This window comes from Spirochaetae bacterium HGW-Spirochaetae-1 (assembly GCA_002839375.1).
GTDB lineage: Bacteria > Spirochaetota > UBA4802 > UBA4802 > UBA5550 > PGXY01.
Window position 1 is genome coordinate 274,738 of record PGXY01000007.1, and the last position, 12,843, is coordinate 287,580.

A 12,843-nucleotide genomic window follows, 5' to 3' on the forward strand; every position below is an offset into this window, starting at 1 on the left:
AGGGCCCCCTGACTGCCGCCTATAACAAAAATAATTTTCTTGCAGTGTTCCAGGTGAAATGATTTTTTCGCTTCGTCGCGCGATACGTCCTTTATGACTCCTTTCCTGATGGGATTCCCGGCGTGGACAAAAATATCGGCCCTTTTGAGATAATCGCAGGACTCCCTGAATGTACCGTACAGCCGTACGGCGCGCTTTTCAAAAAACTGGGTCACCTTGCCAGGTACCGTGTTCTGTTCACAGAGGAATATTTTGGTACCCGTCATGCGCGCGGCGAAAAGCAGCGGTGCCGATACATAACCGCCCATGCCTACCACGGCATCAACGCCGTTTTTTCTTATCAGGCCTTTTGCCCTGATAACGGCCCAGGCGAATCGCAGTATAAAGAAAGGGATTTTAAAGATATTCCTGGTAAAGGAAGGGGCATTATAATAAAGGAGATCACCCTCCCTGATATCGCCCAGCGATGAAAAACGCCTGTCTTTTGCCCCCGTAAGGAAGAGACAACGTACGCTTTGCGCCACTCCCTCTTCATACAGGGCAATGCCGGGGCTGATATGTCCACCCGTGCCGCCGCCCACGATAAGTATTGTTTTTGCCGTCGTATCGTTCACTGCCAGACCTCTTGTGTAAATTTTGCTTCCTGCCGCACTACCTCGCGGTACCGTGAAATATTGAGAAGGATTCCCACCGCTATCATGCTCGAAAGAAAGGACGACCCGCCATAGCTGATAAAGGGAAGCGGAATTCCCGTGGTGGGCAGGCTCCCGGTTACCACTCCCAAATTTATGAAGGCCTGCACTACCAGCAGAAGGCCCAGCCCTATGGAAAGAAGCCGGCCGAACGCATCGGGAGCGGCGAGAGCGATGGACACGGCACGCATAAACAGCAGGCAGTAGAGCACCACCATGAAGGCCGTGCCGAAGAATCCCACCTCCTCGGCCATAACTGCAAAAATGAAATCCGTGTGAGGCTCCGGCAGGCGGCTGATTTTTTGTGTTCCGAATCCCAGCCCCACGCCGAAAAGTCCACCCTTTTTGAAAGCAATGAATGACTGTATGATGTGATATCCATTGCCGAAACGGTCTTTCCATGGATCAAGATAAGCCAGCATCCTGTCGCGGCGGTAATCCACCTGGTATACCAGGAGATAAAACATGGGGATACTGATGACAAACAGGGACAGAATGTAGGTAAGAGGAAAACCCGATACAAATAAAATAAGGACTGAAACGATAAGAAGATCCACGGCGGTGCCGAAATCGGGCTGCATCATAATGAGAACAAACATCACAGCCACAATGATAATGGGAACAAGAACCTGGACCACATTGTGACTGCTGCCCTCCGATGAAAAAACCTTGACCAGGTAAATAACCATGAATATTTTCACGAACTCCGAGGGCTGCAGGCGGAAAAACCCCAAATCTATCCACCGGGCCGACCCTTTCACGTTATGACCGATACCGGGCACAAGGACAATGACAAGCAGTACCAGTGATACAAGGAGCATGACCTTTGTGTGCCGCAAATAAATACGGTAATCCAGTTCCTGAAAAACCAGCAGGGCTCCCAGACCTATGAGAAACCAGAGAAGCTGTTTCTTGAGAAAATAGAAAGAATCTCCCATGCTTTTCATGGCCAGCACGGCGCTGGCGCTGTAACTCATGGCGATACCCACTCCCGCCAGAATGAAAACAATGATGAAGAGCGCCATATCGGGCTCGCCCCTCCGCCGCGTATCTATGACAGCTTTCAGGTCCACGGCAGCTCCCCCGTCACCAGTTTATTATAGGAATTTTTAAACACTCTTCCCCTGTCCTCGAAGCTCATAAACATATCAAAGGAGGCGCAGGCCGGCGAAAGAAGAATGATATCCCCCTCGCTGCTCTCCTTCATGGCCTTCACAACGGCATCATCCATGCTCCCGGCTTCCACAAAGGGGAAATCCCGGAAAACGACGGAAAAATCGTTAGTTGATTCGCCGATGAGCACCAGCGATTTCACCCTGCCTGCGATCTCATCTCTCAGGCGTGAATAATCATCACCCTTTGTACGTCCTCCCAGAATGAGAACGCCGGGCCTGGTGATGCTCCGAAGCGCCATGGTCACGGCGCCCACGGTGGTGGCCTTGGAGTCATTGATGAATTCGCGTCCCTGGAATGTTCCCAGGCGCTCCATACGATGCTCCAGACCCTGAAAGGAATAGCATGCCCCGGCAAGGGCCGTAAAATCCGGTATTATCCCCCGTTTTTCAAAGACAGAAATAACCAGCAGCAGGGCGGCCATGACGTTCTGCACGTTATGGAATCCCATGATGAAAAGCCGGTCCGCGTCAATCACCTTCACCGGCTTGCTCCCGTTCCTGATATATACGGAACCGTCAAGGTAAAAGGCATCGGCCGAAGTATCATTAAGTGAAAAGGTGAGGATATGGGCCTTCACGCCATCGAGGCGGGCCCGCAGTATTTCATCGTCCAGGTTGTAGATATAAAAATCATCAGCGGTCTGGTTGAGAGTAACGCGCTTCTTGGCTCCGAAATAGTCATCCATGCCGTCATACCGGTCCAGGTGATCGGGGGTCACGTTTAGAATGGCCGCAGCATCGGGCCTGAAGGAATCGATGGTTTCCAGCTGAAAGGAGGAAAGCTCTATGACTGAAATGGATTCGTCACCGCTTTCATCGACAAGGGATACGAGGGGGATGCCGATATTGCCTCCCACCAGGGATTGAAAACCCAGTTCGCGGAGGATATGCCCCGTCAGTGTCGTCGTTGTTGACTTGCCGTCCGTGCCTGTTATGGCAATGATGCTTCCCCGGAGAAACGTGTATGCGAGTTCTATTTCAGCGATGACGGGGATATTTCTTTCATAGGCCGCGGCGATGAGGGGAATGCTCCGGGGCACACCGGGACTCAGCACAACCAGGTCGAATCCCTCATCCAGCAGGGACGGGTCCTGTCCGCCGGCACGCACCTGAACTCCCGGACTCAGCCTGGAGATGACATCCTTCAGGTCTTCGGCGCTTTTTTTATCGGAGACCGAGACGTCCACTCCCCGCGCCGAAAGAAAATTTGACGCGGCCAGTCCCGTCCGGTATCCCAGACCCACGACCAGTGCCTTCCTTATTTCTTTTCCTTTTATATTCATACTATTTATTTACAATTTTTTGTACGGTCGGGTTTCAAACCCGACCCTGCATATATTGGTACGGAACATATTTTCTATTAGTACGGAACGGTTGTTAAACCGTTCCCTACAATATTTTTAACGAACTCAATCCCAGGATTGCCAGGATTATCCCCAGTATCCAGATTCTCACCACAACCTTCTGCTCGGGCCAGCCCGAGAGCTCGAAGTGATGATGTATGGGCGCCATCTTGAACACCCGCTTTTTCCTCAGCTTAAAGGACCCCACCTGGATTACCACGGACAGGGCCTCGAGAACGAACACGCCGCCCACGATAACCAGGAAGAACTCTTTCTTTATCATAACGGCCACAATGCCGATGACGCCGCCCAGGGCCAGGGAACCCGTATCACCCATGAACACCGATGCGGGGTTGCTGTTAAACCAGAGAAATCCCAGCAGGGCCCCGGCAAGGGCCGAGAGGAAAACCGTCAGCTCGGCGCCGTCGCTGATATAGGGTATGCGCAGGTACGCGGCAATCTTCACGTGGCCTGTAATATAGGTCATGATGGCCAGGACGACCACTACTATTGCCACGGAACCCGTGGCAAGCCCGTCGAGGCCGTCGGTGAGATTGACGGCATTGGAATACCCTATGATCACTATGACGGAAAAAACAACCCATATCCAGCCCAGGTCAAATATCGCCTCATTGACGAAAGGAACAAAGAGCGTGCTCGTATGGGCCGGGTTTGATGGAAAGAAATATATCGAAAGGGACACAATGAGCGCCACGACAAACTGCACAAAGAGCTTCCCTCGCGGCGGAAGCCCGTCCTTTTTTTTCATAACGGCCTTTATGTAATCATCGGCGAATCCCAGGGCACCCAGTGCCACCGTAGCGAAAATAAGCAGAAGCAGATATCGGTTCGTGAAATTGCCCCAGAGAAGGATGGACACGGTAACGGCGCCCAGGATGATTATCCCTCCCATGGTGGGAGTCCCGGCCTTGGCCTGATGGCTCTGGGGACCAAGTTCCCTGATCTCCTCCTTCAGCTTCAGCCGCTGGAGCCACTGTATCATGACATTCCCCAGAAGCAGTACCAGCACAAGTGCCGTAACGGCGGCATAGGCTGACCTGAAGGTTATGTACTGGAACAGCCGTAAAAAGGAAACAAATTCCTGCAATGGTAAAATAAAATGATAAAACATCTCTCTTCCCTCACCTGCTCAATGCCTGAATAATTTCTTCCATCTTCATCGAACGTGATCCTTTCACCAGGACCACGTCATGTTCCGTAAGGGTCCCTTTCAGGAACCGTACCATATCGTCCTTGCTTTCAAATTCCCGGGCCCGGCCGTCAGTCATGCCGCTTTCACCGGCGCCTTTTACATAGTCCGCAGCCATACTCCCCCAGGCACAGAGAAGATCAAAACCGTTCTCTCCCACGGCCCTGCCGATCTCCGCATGGAAACGCTCTGCGCCGTCGCCCAGCTCTTTCATGTCGGACAATACGGCCACTTTGCGCCTTTCGGGGAATATCATACTGACGGATTTGAGCGCGTATCGCGACGACAGGGGATTGGAGTTATATGTATCATTGATAAGAACGTAACCCCTGTCTATCATCTGGCTTCTGCCGTCAACATTATTAAAGGAAAGAAGGGATTTTTTTATTTCCTCAATGGAAATATCATATTTTTCCGCCACGGCCACGGCGGCCATGAGATTATATACGTTATGAATTCCGTAAAGCGGTGCGCCGATATTCTCGCCCCGGTATGTTATTTCCACGCGGTCCCTCTGAAGACGGTATGATTCAGGCCGGATATGGGCGCGATCCGTAAGCCCGAAGGTTCTGACTTCGCATCCCCGTTCCCGCGCCTCGCTCGTGACAATATCAAGGCACTCCGTCTCGGCATTCACGAACACCGTCGATCCCCGTTCCATGCCGGCGAATATCTCGCTCTTGGCGCGGGCCACATTCTCCACGGTGCCGAGAAACTCCAGGTGTCCCTCGCCCACATTGGTAATGACGGCGCAATGGGGCCTGACGATGCGCGAGAGCCTTTCTATTTCTCCGCGGTGGTTCATACCCAGTTCCAGGACCGCCATTTCATGAGAATCGGCAAGACCCAGGACCGTAAAGGGCACGCCGATCTCGTTATTGTAGTTCTTTTCATTTCTAAGTGTTCGGTAATGTCCCTGCAGCATGGCGCCGAGGAGCTCCTTGGTCGTGGTTTTCCCGTTGGTGCCGGTGATGGCGATGACCTGCGCCTTCTTTGTCAGGCGGTGTGCCGCCGCCAGGGAACCCAGGGCGCGCAGCGTATCGTCACAGCGGACGAGAACTATATTGCTTCGCCGCGCCAGTTCCTCAAAACCGTCCTTCATGACAAAAACGGCCCTGACCAAGCCGCCTTCCGCCAGGGCGGGGATAAAATCATGGCCGTCGAACTTCTCCCCCGCCAGGGGAATAAAAAGACAGTCCCGGCCCAGGTCGCGGGAATCCGTCGAGATGGAACCAAGTACGGTTGCCGTATCACCGCAGATGATCCGTCCCCCGCAGGCCCGGGCCGCCTCACCGGCAGTTATGACATAGTCGGCCTTCATACCTTTTCGCGCTCCCGGATATATTTCGAGGCTATCTCGTGGTCATCGAAGTGTATCTTGCTCCGGCCCAGTATCTGGTAGTCCTCGTGCCCCTTCCCTGCGATAACGATGATGTCACCGGGCTCTCCCATGGCTACGGCCATGGCAATGGCCTTTTCCCGGTCGCTCTCCACATCATAGTTAATTTTTTCAATGCCCGCCGTTATGTCTCTGATGATGGCATCGGGTTCCTCGGTCCTGGGATTATCACTGGTGATGATGACGTGATCGGAAAAATCCACGGCGATTTTTCCCATAATTGGCCGTTTGGTCCTGTCACGGTCGCCGCCGCACCCGAAGACCGTGATGATCCTGTTTTTTTTCAGTTCATTCACCGAATCAAGAAGCTTCTGCAGGGCATCGCTCGTATGGGCATAATCTACAACGACGCCGAAACCCAGGCCCGTGGTGATGGTGTCGAAACGGCCCGGAACGCTCTTCAGCTTTTTAAGCCCCTGCTGTATGACCGCATAGGGAACGTCAAGAGAAACCAGTGTTGCCAGGGCCGCCAGGGAATTATATACGTGAAAAGTCCCGGCAAGCTGGAGACTAACGGACAGTCCCTTCTCGGGGCTTTCCAGGACATAGCTCAGTCCCGATATCTCGTTAACGATGGATTTTCTGTCGGTTCTGAAGTAAGCGTCGCTGTCCACGCCGAAACTGACAATGGGATAGGAATAGTTGTTCCGGTTTTTCAGGATACGCGCACCGTATTCATCATCGCCGTTCACGATGCCGATTTTTTTTTCTTTTATGCTCCTGTCGAGAATGGAGAAGATGCGCTTCTTGGCGCTGAAATAGGCCTCAAAATCATGGTGAAAATCAAGATGATCGCGCGTCAGGTTGGTAAATACTGCCGCATCGAGGTCAATATCATCGGCCCTGTTCAGCTCGAGTGCGTGTGAGGATATTTCCATGACCACGGCCCTGACCCCGTCCCGGTGCATGCGGTAAAACATCTCCTGCATATCCCTCGACTCCGGCGTCGTATTGGGCGCCGGCCGCTCCACTCCGCCCCAGCGGTAGTTAATCGTTCCCATAACGCCCGTTTCCAGGCCGTTTTCCTTTAGAACCGATTCGATCATGTAGGTGATCGAAGTCTTTCCATTGGTACCCGTGATGCCGATGACCTTCATCTTCCGCGACGGATTATCGTAAAAGGAAGCCGAGAGGCACGACAATGCCTTCCTGGTGTTGTCCGAAACCAGAAGCGTTATACTTTTCCTGTCGAGATGCAGGAATTCTCCGGCCCTTTTCCTGGAAACCACCACTGCAGCAGCTCCCTTGGCAATGGCCGCATCGATAAATCCGTGGCCGTCCGTTTCGTATCCCTCGACGGCGACAAAGACCGCTCCCTCCGTCACCTTCCTTGAATCATACTCCACGGCTACTACTTTCACTTCCTTCAGATCACCGGAGGAATAGAGCTCTGCACTCTGGCGGCATTGATCCAGCAGATCGGAGAGATTTCTTGTTATATTAATATCACTTTGTTCCATTTTGAACCATCACAACATCAAAATCCGACGGTGTTATTTTTTTCAAACCGCTTCGCAGGGCATGATGCTCCACATTCTCCATACTCCTGTACCGTTCGATGCCGAAAAGAATCCTGTCATTGTCCTTTACAAGCTCCCCGGCCACGGCGCTGAGTTTCCGGCATTCCAGCTTCATTTTCATCATTTCCACGTTCTGCCATACAAAGATCAGAACAAAAAGCGACATGCAGAAAACAATAACCAGGTGTTTCATACATTATAACCTTTCACAAACCCGCAGCTTCGCACTCCTGGCACGATTGTTCACGGCCATTTCTTCTTCGCCGGGAATCACGGGTTTTTTTGTCAGAATGGAAACAAGAGCCCTCTCCGTACAGATGCAGTGTTTCGGCTCCCGTCCGCAGGTACATCCCCGCGCCAGTTCCCTGAAACGGTTTTTCACGATACGGTCCTCCAGAGAATGAAAGGATATGGCAATGACTCTGCCGCCGGGAACACAGTAACGGTATGCCGCGGAAATGCCCGCATCAATAGCCGTCAGTTCGTCATTCACTTCGATACGGAGAGCCTGGAAAACGCGTGTCGCGGGATGTATATTCTTCACATGAAACTTGCGCGGAATCGCACCGAGGACAATGGAAGCCAGTTCCCCCGACGTGGTAATATCCTTCTCCTGCCTTCTGTCACACAACACCGTGGCGATCCTCCGGGACCACCGCTCTTCACCGTAGCGGTAAAAAATATCAGCCAGTTTTTCCCGGGTGTAATGATTTATCACATATGCCGCGTCCAGGTCCTGGCCCGTGGCGTTCAGCCTCATGTCCAGCGGCTCATCGTCGCGGAACGAAAATCCCCGGCCGCTTCTGTCAAAATGGAAGGAGGATATGCCGAAATCATAGAGAATGTAGGCGGCCTTAATATTCCTTTCATCAAGATGTTCCGGGAGTTCGGAAAAATTGGCATGGATACACTCTATCCGGTCCCCGAATTTGGCAAGCCGTTTACGGGCGATTTCCAGAATTTCAGCGTCCCTCTCAAAAGCAATGATCCGCAGATCAGGGAAAGCCTCCAGGAGCATTCCGGAATGTCCGCCCTCGCCCAGGGTGCAGTCGACGAAATATCCCTGCCCGCCAAAGGGGGATTCCTTCACATAGTTCATCACCTCGCGCCAGAGCACGGGAGTATGAGCATAATCTTTTTCCACCGCTTCCCCCATATTATGTCTCATTAACCGCCGGATATATCCGACTCAAAAACCAAGCTCCGACGCGAAGGACTCCAGGGAATCCCCGCTGGGCTTATACTCACGATACACCTCTTCGGACCATATCTCGATGCGATCATACATGCCCAGGATGGTCAGGTCCTTCCGTATCCCGGCATAGTCCTGGAGATAGGGAGGGATGATGAGCCGTCCCTGCTTATCCAGTTCGCATTCACTGGCGCCGCCCAGGAGAAACCGGAGACGCATCCTGTTTTTCGGATCGGCCTGCGGCAGGGGCATGAGCTTTTTCTCAACAAACTCCCGCCAGTCATTCTCCCGGAAGGCCATTATGCATTTATCAAAACCATGGGTGATAATCAGCTTATCGATGGGAACATCGCCGCCATAGGCCCTGCGCAGCCGCATTGGTACGGCCACACGCCCCTTCTCATCAAGAGCAGGATGATATTCCCCCATGAACATTATTCGGCAAACCTCACCATTTTTTGGAACAATTCGACACAAATCCCCACGCTTCCCCACTTATGCACCAATGAGACATAATTGTCAAGTAAAAAAGAAAGCAAAATGGCCTAAAATAAGAAGACAATCTGGATTCAGCATTCAATAGCAATAATAATAAAGTCATTAAAGGCATTGACATATGGGAAAACCAGGTCCTATAATTAAGGAAAGGACGGTCAGTATCGAGAGGCGGCAAAAAAAAATGAGAGGGAAAGACTATTTAAGCCCCGGAAGCCCACAAATGAGCCCATATGAAAAACGGCAAACGGCATATAATCCATATTTCAGGCATTGTCCTAATGTTGCTGTTTATATATCCGGAAACTTCATTCCTCTTTGCAAGGCATGATAACTCTCTTCGCATAGATCAGAATTTCTACGGCACCATTGATGAAAGATTTCAATTAATATGCTATGTATTTGAACAAATCAATAACAATATTTCGACTTATGACTACATTGAACTCGGAACAGGGCTGCAGTATCAGACGCCTTTATCCTGGCTCTCCCTGCTGGTTTACTATCAGCAATCCTATTCACAGGATGACGATGGCGACTGGCTGCTTGAACAAAAACCCAGCATGAATTTAAACACTTCTGTCATTTTCTCTCATTTTAAATTTTCAAACCAGATCCGATATGAATACCGGATAACACCGGAATGGCATGATTATAGAATAAAAAACTACCTTGTAATCTCTCTCCATGACATTTTCCTGCAGCCCTACACGGGATGGGAGCTGTTTTATGAAAACAGGGCTAAATCAATCATGCTCAACAGAATCAAATTCGGTATAAATAAAAATGTTTACAGCAATATCCATCTCGGAGTATATTATAGAATTGATTTGTCAAAAATAAACAGGCACTGGGAATTCTCGCGACAGCTCATTGGATTCCAGTTTGCGCTAAAATACTGATGACGAAAAACAAACCGGCAAACCAAATTAAAAATGATAAAACGCCCCAATCGGGACAACGGGCATGCCTGGTCATCTTCTCACTGCTTATGTTATGTACGAACATTTTACCGGCGACAGCCGGAGACAAGACGGTAATCGTGGGGCTCTATGAAAACCCTCCCAAAATATTTACCGATGAATCGGGAAAACCCTCGGGCATTTTTATAGATATAATAGAGAATATCGCAAAAACGGAAAACTGGAAGCTCCACTATGAATCCGGCACATGGGGCGAAGGATTAAATCGTCTGGAAAAAGGGAAGATCGATCTTATGCCCGATGTTGCATATTCGGCAACACGGGCTGAAAAATTCGGGTTTCATAAAATTCCGGTTCTTTCCTCATGGTATCATGTTTATGCTCCCAGGGGAAACAGGATTAAATCGATACTGGACCTGGACGGAAAACGAATTCTCGTCCTGGAACGATCTATTCAGCAGGAAGCGTTCGCCCGCCTGAGCAAAGGGTTCGGCCTCAACATCAGCCTGATCCCCATTGCGGATTACAATACCATATTTAAAATGGCCGCGGCTGGTGAAGCCGATGCCGTCATTACCAACCGCTTCTATGGAATCATGAATGCAAAAAAATTCGGCCTCGAAGACACGGCGGTGATTTTTGAACCTTCCGACCTTTATTTCGCATCAGCCAAAGGAGATCCGAAACATTTGCTGGATTCAATAGACAGCCATCTGGCTATTCTGAAAAAAGACACTCAATCGGCATACTATGCGTCAATGAAAAAATGGACGGCCGAGAAAGTCAGGTTTAATGTACCGCCGTGGTTGAAAATCTTCGGTCTCGTAATAAGCATCGTACTGCTGACAAGCCTGGCGGGAAGTTTTGTTTTAAAACATCAGCTGAATGCCCGCACCACGGAACTGCAGGCTGCGCTGCATCAGTTTGTAAATATTGTCGAGTTTCTTCCCGACGCGACATTTGTAGTCGATCAGGACAATAAAATCATCGCCTGGAACCAGGCGTGCGAAGACATGACCGGCGTAAAGAAGGAAATGCTGCTCGGCAAAGGAAATTTCGCTTATGCCGAGCCCTTCTTCGATGAACGACGTCCAATTCTCATCGACCTCCTCAACCTGCCCATACAGGAGATTGAAGAGACTTATAAATATATCCAGCGAAAAGGAGACAGGCTTTACGCGGAATCCTACATCCCTCGCCTTAGAAACGGCCAGGGAGCCCACTTGTGGGGCGTGGCGGCTCCATTGTACGACCACAACGGCCGTCAATGCGGCGCCATTGAAACCGTCCGTGACGTGACCGAACAAAAACAGATGGAGGAAGCGTTGCGCGCAAGTGAACGGGAATACCGTGAGCTGATGATGCTGGCCAACAGCATCATCCTTCGCTGGTCGCGTGACGGTAAGATTACTTTTTTAAACGAATTTGGCCTGCGGTTTTTCGGTTACACGGAAGCGGAAATCATCGGCCGGCACGTGATAGGAACAATAGTCCCGGAGAATGAAACAACGGGCAGAGACTTACGTCAACTGATAGAAGAAATCTGCACCAATCCAAAAAAATTCGAACGTAATATCAACGAAAACATGCTCAGTACCGGCGAATCGGTCTGGATCGACTGGACGAATAAGGCCGTGCTTGATGATGCGGGACGGATAAAAGAGGTCCTGAGCATAGGCTCCGATATAACAGATCGCAAACAGGCCGAAGAACAGGTCCGTCTGCTTAACGATGACCTGCGGCGCCATGCGGAAATCCTCGAACAGCGCGTGAATGAGCGCACGGCCGAACTCGCTGCGGCCATGGAAAAGGCCCAGGCGGCCGACCGGATCAAATCAGCTTTTCTGGCCACCATGTCCCATGAATTGCGCACTCCTTTGAATTCGATCATCGGCTTTACCGGTATTATGCTTCAGGGACTGGCCGGGCCCATGAATGAAGAACAGCATAAGCAGATGACCATGGTTCAAAACAGCTCCCGCCATCTTCTATCCCTGATCAATGATGTGCTGGATATTTCCAAGATTGAAGCAGGCCAACTTGATCTGTCCATATCATCTTTTAATCTAAAGGCATCCATTGATAAAATGGTCAAACTGATTTCTCCGCTTGCAGAACAAAAGGGTATTGATTTAAAAGTAGACAACCCGGGAGATATCGATACAATTACCGCCGACCAGCGTCGTCTTGAACAGATCATTATCAACCTGTTGAATAATGCCATTAAATTCACTGAAAAAGGCCATGTTCGCGTCACCTTCTGGAATGAAAACGATCATTATTTCCTGTCGGTTTCCGACACCGGCATCGGAATTCAAGCCGATGAAATTTCCAAACTCTTCCAACCCTTCCATCAGATCGATACGGGTCTTTCACGCAAACACGAAGGGACCGGCCTGGGCCTCTCCATTTGCAAAAAGCTTCTCAATATGATGGGAGGCGCCATCGAAGTAAAAAGCGTCTTGGGACAGGGAAGCACCTTCACGATCAGTATTCCAAAAGAGCCAGGGGGATTATCATGAACGATACATTTTTGATAATTGAAGACAATGAACAGAATTTTTATATGATGCGCTTTCTGCTGGAGAAACATGGATTCACAATCATCGGTGCGGAAAACGGAAGGTTGGGAATCGAAATGGCATTGCGCCACAAACCACGGGCGATATTGCTGGACATCCAGCTGCCCGAAATGGACGGGTATGCGGTCGCGGCGGAGTTAAAAAGACACAATGAGTTATCGGGCATTCCCATTATTGCGGTGACTTCCTATGCTATGGTAGGCGACCGGGAACAGATTCTGGCTGCAGGGGCCACCGGTTATATCGAAAAGCCCATCAACCCTGAAACATTTGTGGATGAAATTATTCATTACCTTCCTGATAAAGAGTGAG

The 12,843-nt window shown here is 50.4% G+C and carries 11 protein-coding genes and 1 pseudogene; 3 read left to right on the top strand and 9 right to left on the bottom strand.

Annotated elements, in window-relative coordinates; translation table 11 throughout:
• Window positions 1–182: 182 nt before the first annotated feature.
• The 9 genes and pseudogenes from CVV44_14735 to mraZ all read right to left on the bottom strand — a co-directional run bounded on the left by CVV44_14735 (window position 183) and on the right by mraZ (window position 8,966).
• A pseudogene (locus tag CVV44_14735) lies at window positions 183–635 on the bottom strand (hypothetical protein).
• Entirely contained in the window at window positions 611–1,765 is a 1,155-nt protein-coding gene (ftsW, locus tag CVV44_14740) for a putative lipid II flippase FtsW (GenBank protein PKL37601.1), read from the bottom strand. The pseudogene CVV44_14735 and the gene ftsW overlap by 25 nt, the downstream one beginning before the upstream one ends.
• Complete coding sequence (murD, locus tag CVV44_14745) at window positions 1,756–3,150, bottom strand: UDP-N-acetylmuramoyl-L-alanine--D-glutamate ligase (GenBank protein ID PKL37602.1); 1,395 nt, start codon at window positions 3,148–3,150, stop codon at window positions 1,756–1,758. Before murD ends, ftsW begins: the two co-directional genes overlap by 10 nt.
• A gap of 106 nt (window positions 3,151–3,256) precedes the next feature.
• Window positions 3,257–4,342 (bottom strand): phospho-N-acetylmuramoyl-pentapeptide-transferase, encoded by a 1,086-nt coding sequence (locus CVV44_14750; protein ID PKL37603.1) that lies wholly within the window; start codon window positions 4,340–4,342, stop codon window positions 3,257–3,259.
• A 10-nt stretch (window positions 4,343–4,352) separates the two neighbouring features.
• Entirely contained in the window at window positions 4,353–5,741 is a 1,389-nt protein-coding gene (locus CVV44_14755) for a UDP-N-acetylmuramoyl-tripeptide--D-alanyl-D-alanine ligase (protein ID PKL37604.1), read from the bottom strand.
• Window positions 5,738–7,279 (bottom strand): UDP-N-acetylmuramoyl-L-alanyl-D-glutamate--2,6-diaminopimelate ligase, encoded by a 1,542-nt coding sequence (locus CVV44_14760; GenBank protein ID PKL37605.1) that lies wholly within the window; start codon window positions 7,277–7,279, stop codon window positions 5,738–5,740. Before CVV44_14760 ends, CVV44_14755 begins: the two co-directional genes overlap by 4 nt.
• Window positions 7,266–7,532 (bottom strand): hypothetical protein, encoded by a 267-nt coding sequence (locus CVV44_14765; GenBank protein ID PKL37606.1) that lies wholly within the window; start codon window positions 7,530–7,532, stop codon window positions 7,266–7,268. Before CVV44_14765 ends, CVV44_14760 begins: the two co-directional genes overlap by 14 nt.
• Before the next feature lie 3 nt (window positions 7,533–7,535).
• Entirely contained in the window at window positions 7,536–8,495 is a 960-nt protein-coding gene (locus CVV44_14770) for a 16S rRNA (cytosine(1402)-N(4))-methyltransferase (protein PKL37607.1), read from the bottom strand.
• Between the two features lie 33 nt (window positions 8,496–8,528).
• On the bottom strand, window positions 8,529–8,966 hold the full coding sequence (gene mraZ, locus CVV44_14775; GenBank protein ID PKL37608.1) for a division/cell wall cluster transcriptional repressor MraZ: 438 nt from the start codon (window positions 8,964–8,966) through the stop codon (window positions 8,529–8,531).
• 293 nt (window positions 8,967–9,259) lie between these two features.
• On the opposite strand from mraZ, the gene CVV44_14780 reads away from it, so the two are divergent.
• Genes CVV44_14780 through CVV44_14790 form a run of 3 tightly spaced genes read left to right on the top strand, consistent with a single transcriptional unit; the run spans window position 9,260 to window position 12,842 of the window.
• On the top strand, window positions 9,260–9,928 hold the full coding sequence (locus CVV44_14780) for a hypothetical protein (protein ID PKL37609.1): 669 nt from the start codon (window positions 9,260–9,262) through the stop codon (window positions 9,926–9,928).
• Window positions 9,928–12,471 carry a hypothetical protein gene (locus tag CVV44_14785; protein PKL37610.1) on the top strand — a complete coding sequence of 848 codons (2,544 nt, stop codon included), beginning with the start codon at window positions 9,928–9,930 and terminating at the stop codon, window positions 12,469–12,471. Before CVV44_14780 ends, CVV44_14785 begins: the two co-directional genes overlap by 1 nt.
• On the top strand, window positions 12,468–12,842 hold the full coding sequence (locus tag CVV44_14790) for a response regulator (protein PKL37611.1): 375 nt from the start codon (window positions 12,468–12,470) through the stop codon (window positions 12,840–12,842). Before CVV44_14785 ends, CVV44_14790 begins: the two co-directional genes overlap by 4 nt.
• Window position 12,843 lies beyond the last annotated feature (1 nt).